This window comes from Litchfieldia alkalitelluris (assembly GCF_002019645.1).
GTDB classification, from domain to species: Bacteria; Bacillota; Bacilli; order Bacillales; family Bacillaceae_L; genus Litchfieldia; species Litchfieldia alkalitelluris.
The window spans coordinates 1,838,082-1,854,629 of record NZ_KV917374.1 but is presented as its reverse complement, the minus strand read 5'-3'; the positions used below and the strand labels follow the sequence as shown (position 1 = coordinate 1,854,629).

Below are 16,548 nucleotides of genomic sequence, written 5' to 3'. Positions count from 1 at the left end.
GCTCAGAAATTAAATTTTTTTACGTAGAGAAATACGCTCATGAGGGAATGTCCAGTGGGGGAATAAGTATCAAGTTTTGGGAAGAAGAAGCTTTACCGCTTTTGATTGAGCGATTAGAAAAAATGAACAAAGAGTTTCTATAGCACTCTGCATTTCATTTCCTCATAAAATCAATTGTTTCATCTAGGTGTACCATCAGACGCAGCCTTAACAAAAGTCGTTGAAGCAGAACGGATTCAAATCATTACAACGAAAGATTTAATTGATATTGAAAAAATTTTAGCCCCTAATAAGGAAGCTTTCTTCCATGAAAAAGGTATGAAGCTCTAAGAGGGGCTAGGCACCTAGAGCTAGACACCAAAACTATGTTGGATTTTTCTACTTGATCATTAACTTCTCAATACTTCCGCCAAAGAATAGATTCTTTATTTAATAATACTCGCCTAGCGTAGTTCTGCGCTGCTGCGACGATTTCTTCAATGATTCCAGAAGAATTTGCCAATAATCTTAGTATGACCCCTTGATCAGGTAATGATGACAATCCTAAATGAGCATCTGGGTAGCTTTCACTTAGGTGAGAATATAGCGTATCTAAAAACGTTTTATTTGCTTGCTCATGTACAATCATAAATGTACCTGTATGGGTAAATCCTTCCATTTGCATGACTCCGTTCATTTGATGATCAGGCTCTAGCAAAAGGTGATCAAATACAACAAGCTTTCTATCTCTATAAATCTTTAACTTTGATCGGATATAATCATATTTAAAAAAACTCCCATCTTTTGCCCAGCCAGGAGTAATAATATCACTATAAAAAAAGCATGAATCACGCTCTAATTCAACCTCTGTTTCTTGAATAAAACGAGCATCTTCATACGCAATCAAAGGATCTGGAATGTACTCTAGCACACTTTTAGATCCTAATTTTATTTTAGTTTGCTGACGAACAGGTTCTGTAGGAGTTTTATAAACCTTTGTTGAAGATTGTGTGGTAACCAAGAGATGAGCACCATCATCCACCTGTATTTGAGTGAAGTACGAATCTCCATTCACATAACCTCCACCAACATGAATGAGATAGATGGATGGTGAATCTTCCTCTAGGTATATTGGACGTGCTATTTTTAAAGCCCCCTCATAATAGCACGTTGATATAATCGTTTTTTTATTCTTTTTAGCAGCAAAAAGATTTAAAACTCCTGTGTAAGTCATGAACTCAATCCCATTAATAATGCATTCTTTTTAATCCATTCAACTACCTGATCTAAACCAGTTCCATCCTTCAAATTCGTGAAAATATATGCCTTTTCTCCTCTAGCAGCAATTGTATCCCTTTCCATTATCTCTAAACTTGCCCCGACATATGGAGCTAAATCAATCTTATTGATAATGAATAAATCAGATTTAATCATCCCTTGCCCACCTTTTCTAGGGATTTTTTCCCCTTGAGCAACATCTATGATATAGATTGAAAAATCCACCAACTCTGGACTGAAGGTAGCCGCTAAATTATCTCCACCACTTTCCACAAAAATCAATTCTACATCTGGATGCAGTTCTATTAGTTCATCAATCGCTGCAAAGTTCATCGATGCATCCTCGCGAATCGCTGTATGAGGACATCCTCCAGTCTCTACGCCAATGACACGGTCCTCAGGCAATACTCCATTCTTTATTAAAAAATTCGCATCTTCTTTTGTATAGATATCATTTGTCACAACGGCCATACTCAGCTCTTCGTTCAGCGCTCGCGTTAATTTTTCGACTAGCATTGTTTTACCGGCCCCAACAGGACCACCCACTCCAATTCGTATTGGTTCCAACTCTATCTCTCCTTACTATACATTGATTTATGACATAAATAATCGTACAGGTAGCCGTTCATGGCGCATTTGCGCAATTTCTAAGCCCGGACTAATTGCACCTAAATCATCCTTTGTTAGCTTCTTGATTTTATTTTTAGCTTCGTTAATTTTTACCTGCATCTCGACCAAAAGCTTTTGACCATCTGTTTGACCTAGTGGCACCCCTCGAACAGCATTTTGAATAAGCGATGACACAGAGGCAAAAAGGTAGGCTGAAAGAATTTTCTCCTTGTCAATCTGAAGATGATGCCCAACAATCGCAAACACAAGTGCCGAGTGACCGTACCCCTGTTTATTTTTTATAAAATAAAGAAATTCCTCTAAGGGTGCCGAAGAGTATAATTCCAAACACAACTTGGCCATTCGCTCTCCAATTCTACGATTTCCCTCTCTTGTTTCCTTCGCAAGAGTTGACACAAACAATAGACGATCAATTTCGAGCAACTCATCCATCCCTCTATTATTTTCCAAGATTTCATATGATAGGCTACAAGCAAGTCCGTCAGAAAAGACTAATTGTTTATCAACAAAAGCCGATATAGCCGTTTTGAAGCTCTCCTTATCTACAATGACTTGTTCTTGTATGTACGTTTCTAAACCAAATGAGTGTGAAAATGCCCCAGAAGGAAAATTAGAATCACATAATTGTAGTAAAGGAAATAAATCATTATCCATGACTGTGTCCGATATGTCGAAACGCTTGTCCCACTTTTCTGTTTTCTCGTTTAAAAGGAACCTTTACTTGTGTAAGCAATTCCTCAACAAGGTAATCATACTGAACCAACATTTCATCTTCTTGAAATTGGGCTGGAAGATGGCGATTGCCTAATTGATGTGCAATATCCCCCATTTGTCCAATCGAAGTAGGCATGATCACTAACACATCATCTTCTTTTACTGAAATCACAATCATATTCTTTTCGTCCATATAAAGAATATCACCATCAACCAAATCCTTTTGATCCTTTAGGCGAATGCCTAGTTCTCTTCCGTGGTCTGTTGTGACTCGCTGAATTCTTTTTACCAATAAATCACTTTCCAAATAAACACGCTCAACATGAGGAGCCCTTTTCTCTATTGTCGAGACATTTCCTAGCACTTTTTCAATAATCATTTCCTTCACCTCAAAATAAGAAATAACGCTGAGCCATTGGAACAACCTCAGCAGGTTCACATGTCATTAATTCCCCATCCACCCGAACTTCGTATGTTTGTGGATCCACTTCAATTTCTGGTGTCGCATCATTAAACACCATTGATTTTTTTGATATGCTTCGGATGCCCGAAACAAACTTAATTTCTTTTTGAAGACCTAATTCCTTATGAATCCCGTTTTCATATGCAGTCTTAGAAATGAATGTTATGCATGACCGATATTTTAAGCTCCCATGACTTGCAAACATTGGGCGATATAACACAGGCTGAGGAGTAGGAATACTTGCGTTCGGGTCACCCATGATACTATGGGCAATCATTCCACCCTTTAAAATAAGATCTGGTTTCACTCCAAAGAATGCTGGATCCCATAAAACTACATCTGCAAATTTACCAACCTCCACAGAGCCCACATATTCCGAGATACCATGTACAATCGCTGGATTAATTGTGTATTTGGCAATATATCTTTTTACTCGAAAGTTATCTCCTACTTCGAGGTCCCCTTTCAGCTTGCCTCGTTGCTTCTTCATTTTATCGGCTGTTTGCCACGTACGGGAAATCACCTCACCAACCCGCCCCATTGCCTGTGAGTCCGATGAAATCATACTGAACACACCTAAGTCATGTAAAATATCTTCAGCTGCAATCGTTTCTTTTCTAATTCTTGAATCGGCAAACGCAACATCCTCCGGGACACTCGGATCCAAGTGATGACAAACCATGAGCATATCGAGGTGTTCTTCAAGTGTGTTAACTGTAAATGGACGGGTCGGATTTGTGGAAGAAGGAAGAATATTAGAATAACCAGCTGCTTTAATGATATCTGGAGCATGTCCTCCTCCAGCACCCTCGGTATGGTATGTATGAATGACTCGACCACCAATAGCAGCTATGGTATCTTCTACAAAACCACCTTCATTTAAGGTATCTGTGTGGATGGCTACTTGAATATCATATTGATCCGCGACTTTTAAACTAGCATCAATTGTTGCAGCAGTTGTTCCCCAATCTTCATGAAGTTTTAAACCAATTGCCCCTGCCTCTACCTGTTCGATAAGAGGTTTTATATCTGAAGAGTTTCCCTTTCCTAAGAATCCTAGATTCATAGGGTATTCCTCTGCAGCGAGAAGCATTCCATGAATATTCCAAGGTCCTGGTGTACAAGTTGTTGCATTTGTTCCTGTTGCAGGACCTGTACCACCACCTAACATCGTTGTAATCCCAGAGGAAAGCGCCGTCTCAATTTGTTGTGGAGCAATAAAGTGAATATGTGCATCAATCCCGCCAGCAGTTACAATTTTCCCCTCTGCAGCAATGACTTCGGTTGAAGCTCCAATCACAATATCAACCTTGTCCATCAATAATGGGTTTCCCGCTTTACCGATCGCAGCAATATAACCATCCTTCACACCAATGTCTGCTTTATAAATGCCTGTATAATCGACGATAATGGCGTTGGTGAAAACTAAATCAACACTCTCAGCTCTAGTGGCCAAAGGATGCTGTCCCATTCCATCCCGGATCACCTTGCCCCCACCAAACTTCACTTCGTCTCCATATGTGGTATAGTCTTTTTCGATCTCAATAAATAGTTCGGTATCTGCTAAACGGACGGCATCCCCAACTGTTGGACCAAACATGTCAGCATACTGCTTCCTTGACATTTTAAAACTCATTAGTCGACCTCCTTACCTACCGGACCATTTGTCTTGTTATTTAAACCGTAGACCTTTTGTTCACCCGAAAACGGCACAAGCTCTACTTCCTTTTGATCTCCAGGTTCAAAACGTACAGCAGTACCTGCTGGAATATTAAGGTGCATTCCAAACGCTTGTTCACGATCAAAGTGCAACCCTGAATTCACTTCAAAAAAATGAAAATGTGATCCTATTTGAATCGGGCGGTCACCTCGATTGAGGATTTGAAGTTTCTTCGATTGTTTATGTTCGTTGCATACAATCGCTTCTTTTTGCAATCTATACTCGCCAGGAATCATTCACTACTCCTCCTCTTTTTACCGAATTGGGTCATGCACTGTCACAAGCTTTGTACCATCAGGAAAGGTTGCCTCCACCTGAATATCATGAATCATTTCAGGAACACCCTCCATCACATCTTCTCTTGCTAAAATCGTTGCACCATACTGCATCAACTGAGCAACTGTCTTTCCATCTCGTGCACCTTCAAGAACTTCATATGTAATAATCGCGACAGCTTCAGGATAATTAAGCTTCAATCCTCTCTTTTGCCGACGCCGTGCTAAATCAGCAGCAACGACCACCATCAATTTCTCCATTTCCCGCGAAGTGAGTTTCATTTCTTTCACCCTTTCACTCAATCGACCTTAAACCCAATATATTAACACGTTATGTAAGGAAACTTAACATGTAATTAAAGTAACATATGTTAGTTATATTTACAATATTTAAAAAAGTTAGAAGAGAGGAACGATTCTTGTTTTTCCTTTAGAGGAGGAGATTTTAAGATTGAATGCTCAACACTATCCAGCGGAGCCTCCTTCTTCTTAACAAAAAAATAGCCTACTCAACTAGAGCAGACTATTCCATATTGTTATTAAATTATGCCGTTTCCTTACTGCTTTCTATAAGTTCATTCATATTGTTTAAACGAATCCCTCTTTCTCCCAACTCAATCTCTGTAATCATTGAGAGAATTTTCTTTAATCGAACAGCCAGATTTCGCCATATTCCGATTCTTGTTTTGGGATAACCTCGTAATCGTTTTGCAAGCTCTAGATAGCTATCCGTAAGTGCTGTTCAAAACCACCTATTCGCTAGCCCTATTTGCATTTCTATCTAAAACCATATTTACTTGTAAAATAATATCAATAAGTTCCTGGTGATCATGATAAATTTCCTCTTGTGCATGTGCAGTATTATTCCTTAGCGTTTCGATATGATTGAAGAATTCCTTACATTTGGTCGTTGATTCAAATCCTAACTTTCTATAAAGGTCAGGGCTTTTATAAACAATTGTCCCTTTATCGCTTAATTGCGTATTATCCAATAAAGTTAACGCTTCATTTTTTTGAATCCGTTTAGATAACATCTCTTCTGCCTTTGCGATTCTACCGCTCGATAAATGATCCTTCCAGCTTTCATTCGGATATGTTTCTCGAATTAACGTAATTAATAGCATTTCTAATAGAGAAATTAAGCTAAACGCCAGCATACGAATCGGTTGTTTATGTAAGTCTGCAATCGTTATAATCTTGGACACTTTATTCTTTTCGAGAATAAAAAGATATTTTCGATCCTTAAGGATATCTAACAATTCAATCAAAGACGTGGAATCAGAAATAAGCTCTTCTGAACGAAAAGGATTGTAAACATTTTTGATACTTCCGTTTGACAGATTTTCTTTCAACACATAGCCTAAAATCTTCCCCTTTTCCTCCACCCCATACACATCAAAATCCCGTTCAATCATGTCAGTTTTTATTGATATGGCCTCATCATTGAGGTTGCATGTATAAATATCCTCAGCGAGTAAATCAACACTTAGATTTGTTTCATAGATCATCTTTAGCTTTTCATAATTTTGGATCGTTTTTGATTTCATCTTCGCGCTTCCTTTTATAGTTATTTTAAAATTTGGTCAGCCGTCATTTAATTTGTAATTTATCCTGTAAATGTTTTAATCATACCAGATTTGAGTGATATCAAGTAAGAAGCGAGGGGACGGTTCTCATGCTTCCTTTTAGTAATGGACTTCCCCTATTGTCGGCAATTAAGCAAAAAAGAATCACCTTCGCACAAAAGGATAGGTGATTCTTTTTGGGAATATTTTTAGATTCCTTAAATCCAAAGAACATAAGACTATCCCCCTTTTATTCTTGTAAGTCGAGGGAAGTTTAAATCCTTCTCTATCATGATAAATTTATTTTTTAAAATACTCTCCTAAAATTTCACAATGTCATGCATTTTGGTTTTACTAGCCCCCTTTTACGAGGATAGTGTCATCTTCTTTGAGAAGGTATGTTAAATAGATATAAAATTCTTCTTTAGTCTTAGAGCTTCGAATTCAATTTTCAGGTAAGCCAGCTTTTTTTTGCACCTTAACCTATTGTGTCTGTACGATGTCCATAGGTCAAAAGATAATCGACTCCCTGACTAACTGCATATTGTCCGATGTGAAGGTACTGTTCTTCTAGAAGATCACCCAACCACCGCATTTGTCCAAGGACAGCTATTTTTCGTTTAGGTGCCATTTCTTTGAGGACGTATAGCGCTGCTTCAACTGCTTTTAGTTGGGAATGAACTGTATCTCAATAACCTTCATATTTTTCGCTAATCCGTATACTTGCATCCGTTATGCTGGCATACTAAACAATAAGCCCCACTTAATATCAATCGGGGAAAGCCCAAGAGTATCTGCGACTGCGATTGCATTTAATGCATTATAGACATGGTGCTCACCTAGAATTGGAATAAAAAATGAATATTCCTGATCATGTAATTTCACCTTAAATTTCATCCCTAACTCCATATATTTTAAATCATATGCTCGATATTCCGCATCACTTTGAATACCTGTTGTTATAATTCTTCCCTTAAACTCATTTGTTTCTAAGAGGCGAGAATTCTCGTCATCTTGATTAACAACTAAAATTCCTGTTTGATCCATACCATGGATCAACTCTGATGCATGGGCAATTCCTTTTATTTCACCATTAAAATTCGCGATATGAGCAATCCCTATATTTGTTACAATACTAATATTCGGTTGAATGATTTTACAGTGCTCTGAAATGACACTTGGATAGTCCATCCCATATTTCAGAACGGCTGCTTGATAAGATGGGTCTGCCAATTCCTCTGCATGTTTTTTGGTATGATCTGTTATATTCCAATAATCCTTAGATTCAAAAGTAGTCCATCTTTTTTCCAAAATAGATGCTAAAAATGCTTTCGTTGTAGTTTTCCCTGCACTACCTGTTACAGCTACAATTGGGAATTTACTTTGCTGATTTTTATTTTTCTTTTTAATCGCTTCCATTTCAGCATTAACAACATGTTTATTATTCGCTAAATAAATAGCATATTGGATATCATTAGTAACAACATCTAATTCCAAGTAAAAAGCTGGTGGACACCCTGGTCGCCAATTGACTTCATAAATCCAGATTTTTTGATTTTCATCTAATCCCACATCAATCCCTATTTCATCTATTAACTCATTAAAGTGCGTGACTTGTAAATAGTCTAGATGTTCAGCTAGAGCAATGGTGAAATATTCTAATGTCCGTTTTAGATCATAATGATTTTCTGGAAATTCCTGTTTTAAAAAAGGCTCTAGATAATTTGTGTTTCCTCCATTATTTATATTCGTAACAATGGTTCCACGAGGAGCAATTCGTGGATATATAGTAGTGATTACCCATTTTCCCTCACCGTTTTTTTGGGCATGTAGACGTAGATCGAATACTTGACCAGATTTTGTTTTACTAGAAATATATGGTTGTATAAGATAATGCCCATTTTCCACCCAAGATGTAACCAAGCGGTTCATTTTTTTCTTTGATAAAATTCGATCGGTTTGATCCTGGGTTACTTTAAATCCTTCATCTACAATTTTAATAAAATAGATTCCTTGCCCTTTTCGACCATCCGTAGGTTTAACAACAACTTCTTCAAACGCATGTGTAAAATGATAAAAACCACCAATATTGTTGATGATTTCCGAAGGGATTAGATATTGAACAAGCTTTTTGCTTGCTTTAATACGTTGATAAACTGACCATTTATTCCCTATAGAGTGTGTTGTAAAAGGAATTCCTTCATTTTGAAGTTCCTTTATCACCTCCTTGGATTTAGCAAGCTTTTCTGGACTTCCATCATTATAAATTACATCTGGAAATCTACTTTTTTGCTTTTTCCACTTTCCATTTTCAAGGATTAAGCCGTTGATTTTTTTATTCTCCGAATCTACCATCCCAGGAGTAAAATAAATAAAGTTAACTCCTTCCGCTTTTGCAACGGCTGCATATGCATAAGATTTAATAACGGTATTAGGATCTTGCCGATGATGGAGCATCCCTATTAATATCATCCTATTCCTCCTTACTCCTTATCTCGTTAGTTTGTAATTGTGCATATTTATGTTCAACATCGAGACCCTTTAATGGTGTTTCATCCTTTTCCAAGTGAAACTCTATTTCATTAGCACCTTGAACTGCTAATTTTTCAGCTTCGACTAATGATTGAGCCGATGCGATTACATATGCATACCTGTGTCCCATCGATAAAGGGGGATGTAAGAATGTACCTTTTTTTGGTTTCACATAGACCTTCACGACACCTATCGAGTGTTTTGCTCTTCCTTTTCCTGTGACTTTTTTTAGAATTCCATGGTTTGGTATAATGACGTATTTTGTATAAACTGCTAGATTTCTTCTTTTCGTTAACGCTGGTGCTTGCCCTAAGTAGAGCTTTAACGTTTCTTCGACTAAGCTAAAACCAAAGGCAGCTTCCAGCATATCGTTCATGGCTCCACCAGATATTCTTGGATTAACCTCAATTAGTTTCATTCCTTGCTCGGTTAACCTCATTTCAAGATGAAGTCCACCGTTTTTTATTTCCAGTTTATTCACAACTCCTTTTACAACCTTTGTTACTTCTCTTTCTATATGGATTGGTATCTCAGACATCACTCCATAACCTGTTACAATGAATCTCATTCCTTTCGTAATTTCCTGCTCAATGACAGCAATCGGGATTATTCTAGATTGGTAGACAATGGCTTCCACTAGATACTGATCACCAACGATGAATTCTTCAATAATAAAGGTTTCTTCAGGATACAGCTCCCTTAAACCTTTCACTTCATAACGTAATTGCTCCATATTTTCTACTAGTATTGCGTCTTTAGAACCGCCTGATTTTGGTGATTTAAGCATGAGTGGAAAAGATAATTTATTGTGCAAAAAAATAGTGTCTACATTTTGTATGGGGGATAGTAACACGAAGTTAGGCGTAAAAGATTCCTCTTCGAAAAAGGTTCTTGTCTGTTCTTTATTTTCCATAATTTCAATGGCTTTCTTAGAAAGAACATTTTGGCAATACTCATCTGCTAGAATCGTAGCTGTGTGAACATTCTGATCAACAAAACTAGTAATCAAGCAGATCTCATGACCTCGTTGCTGAAGTGTTTTCAGATGCTTTTTCATCTCAAGTAAGTCCACCGTATCAGTCAAAATCATTTGATGTACGTCTGGATATTGCTCACGTTGGATGAGTTGCTTTTTTCGATTGGTAAAGAGAACGGTGTAATACCCTAGCCGTTCGGCTGCTTTAATCGCTTCTCTACTAGAACCAGACTTATTAACACCTATAAAAATAATCGTTTCCATTTTTCTGATTCCTCCATTTTTTTCCTCCGTATATTCTATGAGTGAAGGTAAAAAGCGTATGGACGAACGACCATTCATAGCGATTCTTTGAAAAACAGACTATTGCCACAATAAAGACTTCCCTGATGGTGATTTATCGTCCCTTAGAGGATGAAAATAGTGTACTCACTTAGATTAGAATGAGCTGATATGCAGTGACTCCTGTTGATGTAAGGGGCAATGAAAGACTCTGAGGTGCTAAAAGCAAGGATACTCCTCACTCACTAGCAGCGGGGGTTTGTCTATTGGAATTCAATAACCATGGTTATCCAAAAATAAACACGTCTATTTAAGTAGATTGGAAAATACTTGAATTGGGTGATGTGAGATGAACGAACACAATGAATTCCCTAATTTTAAGCAAAGACGTGTTCAGAAACTATATAGGGAGCAGCTACGTTTAAAGCGGGAGTGTAAAGAGAAGGAGCGAATTAACACCATTTTCTTTATTAACTTCATTATTTCAGCTTGTATTATGTTAGCCATCATTGAAAGTATCTTATAGAATATAAAATTATTTATTAGGATATAAAAAATAGGCCCTCCAATAAAGTAAGGCCCTAATTTTATCATATATAACACTTCTTTTCTTCTTCTCATTATTTAATTTCTCATCAACTTTTAACTATCAGTCGATAGTCTGGAAGACTAATTTTCTTCACTTACACACTACACCGCTGACGCCGCGCTCCCTCATTCAGAAAAAGTGATCACAAAAGATATGAATCTATAAAGCTGTTTCGAAATTCCCCTTTAGGATCATAGTGATGTAAAAGTAATGGGTTTAGTTGCGTTTGTTTCGGATGATACAAAAGAATTTGGCCCTCATGAAACATTGATTAAGGAATTAATTGAGGATGTAATATCGTTTGCCTTCTATGAGTTATTATTTCTGAGTTATCTGAATTCAAACATTTCATTACAGGAAATGAAAATAGAGTTTGAGGATATCACAACTATTAGTATGAATTGTCATCCAATGAATTTCAGAAAAAAATGTTGTTGACTGCTAGAAGATTTAGTCGAAAACATGGAAGAGATAGAGACATTGATTGGATTTATACATTCTGTGAACAAAGGGACATTGACTACAAACAAAAAATGATCGGGATGCAAGAATTTCTACATACTATTGAATAAAGGACAAGGGAGATAGACTGTCCCGCTATTCAATTTTTTCAATTCCATTAAGAGTTCAGACAAGGGAAAATAGGTCCTTTTATCCTCATAATCCCCCCAAAAAATAAACACACAATCAGAATATATCAGTTCTTAATTTAAGTTATTCTTTAAAAAAACACCTACAAACCTTGAACTAACAACATTTGTAGGTGTATTAATGTAACTATCATTCTTTCTATTGTATTACCGATGCCGATGTATGTTCAAAACTAAATCCTTCATACCCCTTCTTCGCAATCTCATCACACTTCTGACGATATACCCCTACACCACCTAAGTAAATGAGGAAGCGTCTAGGTTTATTCGGAATATTAGCACCCATGTACCAGGATTCCGTTTTTGTGAAGAGGGTTGCCTCTGCCACTTCACGACAATGCTTGCTCCATTCTTCTTCAGCCTCTACATTTGCTTCAATCGTTTCATACCCTTTTTCCTTCATATAGTCGATGCAATCACCAATCCATTCTACGTGCTGTTCAATCGAAACTGGCATGTTACTTAATACGGATGGGCTTTCTGGGCCGGTTATCATAAAGAAGTTAGGAAATCCGGCATTTGCCACTCCTAGATAGGTTCTCGTTTGCTCTCCACCCTGCCATTTTTCTTTTAGTGAAACTCCACCCTTTCCACGAATATCTAGTTTTAATAATGGTCCTGTCATACCGTCAAATCCTGTGGCAAAAACAAGGACATCTAGCTCATACTCGTCTTCTGTTGTTTTGACTCCCTTTTCGGTAATTTCTACAATTGGTTGACTTTTTACATCTACTAAACTTACATTTTCACGGTTATATGTCTCATAATAATTTGTATCAATGATCGGCCGTTTTGTTCCATAATAGTAGGAAGGTAGCAGCTTTTGGGCAACATCTGGATTATGGACCGTCTCCTTAATCTTGGAGCGAATATATTCCGCTGCTGTTTCATTTGCTTCTTCGGTAACGGTAATATCATAGTAGGCAGTAAAAATACCTAATCCACCATTTTGCCACGCTTCGTCATATTTTTGATTTCGTTCTTCTTGAGAAACTTCAAGCGCTGATTTTGTAGGTGGTACCATCGGCTGTCCACCAATTGATTCGCGCATCTGTTTTTTTATTTCATGAAAATTTTCTTTCGCTTTTTCTATATATTCTAAGTCATAAGGATGATTTCTTGCAGGTGCACTATATTGCGGTGTGCGTTGAAAAACAGTCACGTGAGCTGCCTCTGCCGCGATCACTGGTATCGCTTGGACACCACTCGATCCAGTCCCAACAATTCCTACTCTCTTACCAGAAAAATCAACCTTTTCGTGTGGCCAATGCCCTGTATGATACCAGTCCCCTTTGAATTGGTCTAGGCCTTTAAAGTTAGGAATATTGGAGGCCGATAAACATCCAACACCCGTGATAAAATATTTGGCTGATACCGTATTTCCGTCATTCAATTCAATGTTCCATCTTTTCGTCTCTTCGTCATAGTGAGCACCAAGCACCCGAGTATTAAACTGAATATCTGGTCGTAATTCTAATTTATCAGCAACAAAATTTAAGTATTTTAAAATTTCCGGCTGCTCAGGGTATCTTGATGACCATGTCCATTCACGGTAAAGTTCTTCTGAAAACGTGTAATTGTAGTAAATACTCTCTGAATCACAACGAGCACCTGGATAGCGATTCCAATACCATGTACCACCCACCCCATCTGCTGCCTCGTATACTTTTGTAGAGAATCCTGCTTCACGTAAGCGATGAAGCATGTATAACCCCGAAAAACCAGCACCAATCACGACTGCATCAACGTACTCGTTAGGATTACCTTCATGAGAAATAGTCATCGTAGCCCCTCCTAATTAGGAATCTTTTAAATAGAACTAATTTGCCTTATACTCTACTAACCTGTTGATCAATTTCACTTAAAAAAGCTGACATTTTATCAATAGAAGCTTTAATATGATCAGGGAATACAGCCATATTTGTGAAGAAACCATGCACAAGTCCAGGCTCACAAGATGTTTCCACGTTTACCCCTGCTTCTTTTAAACGAGCTGCATATGCGTGCCCTTCATCTCGGAGCACATCATTTTCAGCAGTTAAAACAAACGCTGGTGGTAAGTTACTCAAATCCGCCGCTTGTAGCGGTGCTATATAAACGTTTTTAGCATCTTCTTCCGAACGAATATAGTAATCTCCAAACCAAATCATTAGATCGCGATCTAAACCAAACCCTTGTTCAAATTCTTTGTAGGAACCAGAACTATAGCTAAGATCTGTTACAGGATAGATAAGGATTTGACCTGCAATTGCCGGACCATTTTCATCACGAGATTTCATGGCGACCACTGCCGCTAAATTCCCACCAGCACTATCTCCACCTACAACAACATTGGTAGCGCTTCCATTTATTTCATTAGCATTTTCATTGACCCATTGTAACGCAGCATAGGAATCCTCCACTGGTACAGGGAACTTAAATTCAGGAGCTAGTCGATAATCAACTGAAACGACAATTCGATTCGTTTTATTGGCAATCATTCTACAAGTTGCATCAGATGTGGCAATGTCTCCGAGAACCCAACCTCCACCGTGATAATAAACAAATAAAGGAAACGGACCTTGACCTTCAGGCGTATAAATTCTCACATTAATTTCATCATCACCTCCAACCGGAATAAGGCGATCTTCTACCTTTGCTAGTGGTGCAAGCTCTACTTCTACAGGTGGAGCCATTGCAAACATATCTCTAACCGTTTGAGCATCTAACGATTGTAGCGCTGGCATTTGACTAAACATCTCCAAGTATGTTTTTGATTGTTCATTTAAATTTCCCATATCAAATCTCCCTTTCTATTTAAATATTTTTCTTTTCTTAGTACATAGACTTAAAATGTCTACCTTCATTGTACAGTTTTTAGTATAATAAGAATATTCCTAATTTTTAGTATGGACACACCCCAAAAAGGAGATGGTATATTGACAGATCAGACTACCTTATTAGAAAAGTTTATGAAGCTAGAAGAAACCGAAAGTCATGAAGAAAAGCTTTATAAAGTACTTGAAGTGTATATGTCAGCTTACCCTGTATTAAATGCTTACTTATTTCGCTACTCTCCATTAGGGCATGTAGGGGAAGGTGTTATTTTATTAAATTCATCTGGTTTAGTACATATTAACGAAATAAGAGATGATATTAGAACATTACCGATCATCCATTCCTCCATCTTAGAACGAAAAGCCAAATTTTGCTCCGGACTTGAATTCCTTAAACAAACAAGTAGTAAATACATTATTACCTCAAATGTAAAATCCGTGGTTGTCGTGCCCATCTGTTTTGGCTCAGTAGTCATTGGCTATATTTGTAGTAATATCTTTAAACAAAACGCAAACATCGATGATAAAATACTCTCCTCTCTCACAGAATATGGACGTCGTGTTGGAAAATATCTCGAACAACATAATAGCTGGGATCAATCAAGTCAATTAAGTAAACGAGAGTTAGAAGTTATGAAAAAAATTTCATGGGGAGAAAGTACAAAGGAAATGGCTCATGCCATGCATATTAGTGAAGATACAGTTAAACAGTATGTAAAGTCTGCCATAAAAAAACTTGGCGTATATAATCGTCCACATGCAGTTAGTGAACTTTTAAGAAGAGGGATTATTTCTTGATTATTTTTGAAAGCGCTTTATTCATACAAGAACCTATATCATAAAAAAGTATGCATAGAAGCGTGGGGACGGTTCTGCTCCTTTTAGGGTTATCAGGAGCTGGGTCCCCATTTTCTAGTATTAAGTTAATGTAACAGTCCTTGCTGGATTTCTTCATCTCATCTCTCTTTTGAAACCCATTTATAATTAAAGCTTGAAGCAAGACCAATTTTAAGTTCATGTCTTGAGCTTCCTCATAATTGTCATTAATAATATAAAATATAATTAATTCAGCCTTTTAGGGGATCTTCAACAGATTCACTTCGAGTTTTCATTTAATAGTTACCTCATTCGAAAGCGCTTAAATAGCATGGTATGTTATTACTCCCGCTTATTTCTCATAATCCGATTAATTTATCAGTTTTAAAGTTTGAAGCAAGCATATTTACAAATCATCATTAGGCAAATGTCGAATTCAGTTTTCTTATTCTTAGGATAATCCAAAATTTGATCCGTATTTGTCTATCACATTATTAAGTTCTTCTTTTGCGCTTAATAACTCTTTGACAAATAATTCGATTTGTTCTTCCTTTATTCTGTAATTAGGTCCTGATACGGTTAAAGAGGCGATAACCTTTCCTTTATGAAAAATAGGAATTGCAACAGCAACTACCTCTTCCGTATATTCACCTTCACTAATTGCATAACCTTTTTCCAAAATCCTTCCTAAATCTGCTCTAATGACATCAGGGTCTACCATCGTTTTTTCTGTGTATTTTGTTAGCTTTTTCTCCAAATAACTGTCTATAAATTCTGACGGCATATGGGCTAATATAGAACGGTAGGATGCTCCAGCATATAAAGGAGCCCTGCTCCCAACTGAGACGGAGAACCTTATTGTAGTTTTAGCTTCCACGGCATCTAAAGTGAGGCCTTCTTCACCATCTAAAAGTGTTAAGAAGACAGATTCACCTGTACTTGTATTAATTTTTTCTAAAATCGGGTGTATTAAATCATTCATATAAAAGTTTTCAGATAAAGTGTTCCCTAGTTCCCATACAGCAAATCCAAGTGAATACTTCTTGGTTTCATTATTTTTAATTAGAAAACCATGCTGCTCCAACGTTTCTAAAATACGATAAATTTTCGTATGGTTTTCCTTTAGTTCTGCGGCTAATTCCCTTCCACCCCATGTTGGTTTCGTTTTTGTAAACATCCTCAATACCTCTAAAGAAAGGCTTAATGTTTTTAACATCCGTAAAATGCCTCCTAACGGAAATAAATGGTGCATATATTATTATA

The 16,548-nt window shown here is 37.2% G+C and carries 18 protein-coding genes; 4 read left to right on the top strand and 14 right to left on the bottom strand.

What is annotated here, in order from left to right:
* The first annotated feature begins 174 nt into the window (after nucleotides 1–174).
* Nucleotides 175–330, top strand: a complete 156-nt coding sequence (locus BK579_RS26065; protein WP_204524698.1) for a hypothetical protein — start codon at nucleotides 175–177, stop codon at nucleotides 328–330.
* Nucleotides 331–397: 67 nt separating this feature from the next.
* Here the strand turns inward: BK579_RS26065 and BK579_RS08455 are convergent, their stop codons facing one another.
* From BK579_RS08455 to BK579_RS08410, 11 genes are all read right to left on the bottom strand, one after another.
* The gene (locus tag BK579_RS08455; RefSeq protein ID WP_078544772.1) at nucleotides 398–1,213 is read right to left on the bottom strand and encodes an urease accessory protein UreD; all 816 of its coding nucleotides are present in this window, start codon (nucleotides 1,211–1,213) and stop codon (nucleotides 398–400) included.
* Nucleotides 1,210–1,824: an urease accessory protein UreG gene (gene ureG / locus BK579_RS08450; protein WP_078544771.1), complete on the bottom strand. Its 615-nt coding sequence runs from the start codon at nucleotides 1,822–1,824 to the stop codon at nucleotides 1,210–1,212. The genes BK579_RS08455 and ureG overlap by 4 nt, the downstream gene beginning before the upstream one ends.
* Nucleotides 1,825–1,851: 27 nt before the next feature.
* Nucleotides 1,852–2,541, bottom strand: coding sequence for an urease accessory protein UreF (locus BK579_RS08445; protein WP_078544770.1), 690 nt, complete (start codon nucleotides 2,539–2,541; stop codon nucleotides 1,852–1,854).
* The gene (ureE, locus tag BK579_RS08440; RefSeq protein ID WP_078544769.1) at nucleotides 2,534–2,980 is read right to left on the bottom strand and encodes an urease accessory protein UreE; all 447 of its coding nucleotides are present in this window, start codon (nucleotides 2,978–2,980) and stop codon (nucleotides 2,534–2,536) included. The genes BK579_RS08445 and ureE overlap by 8 nt, the downstream gene beginning before the upstream one ends.
* A 10-nt stretch (nucleotides 2,981–2,990) precedes the next feature.
* Nucleotides 2,991–4,700, bottom strand: a complete 1,710-nt coding sequence (ureC, locus tag BK579_RS08435; protein WP_078544768.1) for an urease subunit alpha — start codon at nucleotides 4,698–4,700, stop codon at nucleotides 2,991–2,993.
* On the bottom strand, nucleotides 4,700–5,020 hold the full coding sequence (locus BK579_RS08430; RefSeq protein WP_078544767.1) for an urease subunit beta: 321 nt from the start codon (nucleotides 5,018–5,020) through the stop codon (nucleotides 4,700–4,702). Before BK579_RS08430 ends, ureC begins: the two co-directional genes overlap by 1 nt.
* 18 nt (nucleotides 5,021–5,038) lie before the next feature.
* Complete coding sequence (locus BK579_RS08425; RefSeq protein WP_078544766.1) at nucleotides 5,039–5,341, bottom strand: urease subunit gamma; 303 nt, start codon at nucleotides 5,339–5,341, stop codon at nucleotides 5,039–5,041.
* 470 nt (nucleotides 5,342–5,811) lie between these two features.
* Nucleotides 5,812–6,606 carry a hypothetical protein gene (locus tag BK579_RS08420; RefSeq protein ID WP_078544765.1) on the bottom strand — a complete coding sequence of 265 codons (795 nt, stop codon included), beginning with the start codon at nucleotides 6,604–6,606 and terminating at the stop codon, nucleotides 5,812–5,814.
* Nucleotides 6,607–7,102: 496 nt separating this feature from the next.
* Nucleotides 7,103–7,255 carry a hypothetical protein gene (locus BK579_RS26335; protein ID WP_235848385.1) on the bottom strand — a complete coding sequence of 51 codons (153 nt, stop codon included), beginning with the start codon at nucleotides 7,253–7,255 and terminating at the stop codon, nucleotides 7,103–7,105.
* A 101-nt stretch (nucleotides 7,256–7,356) separates the two neighbouring features.
* The gene (locus BK579_RS08415; protein ID WP_235848384.1) at nucleotides 7,357–9,096 is read right to left on the bottom strand and encodes a YheC/YheD family protein; all 1,740 of its coding nucleotides are present in this window, start codon (nucleotides 9,094–9,096) and stop codon (nucleotides 7,357–7,359) included.
* Nucleotide 9,097: 1 nt separating this feature from the next.
* Nucleotides 9,098–10,396, bottom strand: coding sequence for an ATP-grasp domain-containing protein (locus BK579_RS08410; RefSeq protein WP_078544764.1), 1,299 nt, complete (start codon nucleotides 10,394–10,396; stop codon nucleotides 9,098–9,100).
* 367 nt (nucleotides 10,397–10,763) lie between these two features.
* On the opposite strand from BK579_RS08410, the gene BK579_RS25535 reads away from it, so the two are divergent.
* Nucleotides 10,764–10,940, top strand: a complete 177-nt coding sequence (locus tag BK579_RS25535; protein WP_169891095.1) for a hypothetical protein — start codon at nucleotides 10,764–10,766, stop codon at nucleotides 10,938–10,940.
* Nucleotides 10,941–11,213: 273 nt separating this feature from the next.
* Nucleotides 11,214–11,441 carry a hypothetical protein gene (locus tag BK579_RS08405; RefSeq protein WP_078544763.1) on the top strand — a complete coding sequence of 76 codons (228 nt, stop codon included), beginning with the start codon at nucleotides 11,214–11,216 and terminating at the stop codon, nucleotides 11,439–11,441.
* A 351-nt stretch (nucleotides 11,442–11,792) separates the two neighbouring features.
* Here the strand turns inward: BK579_RS08405 and BK579_RS08400 are convergent, their stop codons facing one another.
* A complete protein-coding gene (locus BK579_RS08400; RefSeq protein WP_078544762.1) occupies nucleotides 11,793–13,436 on the bottom strand; it encodes a flavin-containing monooxygenase in 1,644 nt (547 codons plus the stop codon).
* 46 nt (nucleotides 13,437–13,482) lie between these two features.
* Nucleotides 13,483–14,430, bottom strand: coding sequence for an alpha/beta hydrolase (locus BK579_RS08395; protein WP_078544761.1), 948 nt, complete (start codon nucleotides 14,428–14,430; stop codon nucleotides 13,483–13,485).
* Between the two features lie 141 nt (nucleotides 14,431–14,571).
* Here BK579_RS08395 and BK579_RS08390 point away from each other — a divergent pair, with 141 nt between their 5' ends.
* Nucleotides 14,572–15,267, top strand: coding sequence for a response regulator transcription factor (locus tag BK579_RS08390; protein ID WP_235848383.1), 696 nt, complete (start codon nucleotides 14,572–14,574; stop codon nucleotides 15,265–15,267).
* 469 nt (nucleotides 15,268–15,736) lie between these two features.
* On the opposite strand, the gene BK579_RS08380 is transcribed toward BK579_RS08390, so the two are convergent.
* The gene (locus tag BK579_RS08380) at nucleotides 15,737–16,501 is read right to left on the bottom strand and encodes an IclR family transcriptional regulator (RefSeq protein ID WP_078544758.1); all 765 of its coding nucleotides are present in this window, start codon (nucleotides 16,499–16,501) and stop codon (nucleotides 15,737–15,739) included.
* Between the last annotated feature and the right edge of the window lie 47 nt (nucleotides 16,502–16,548).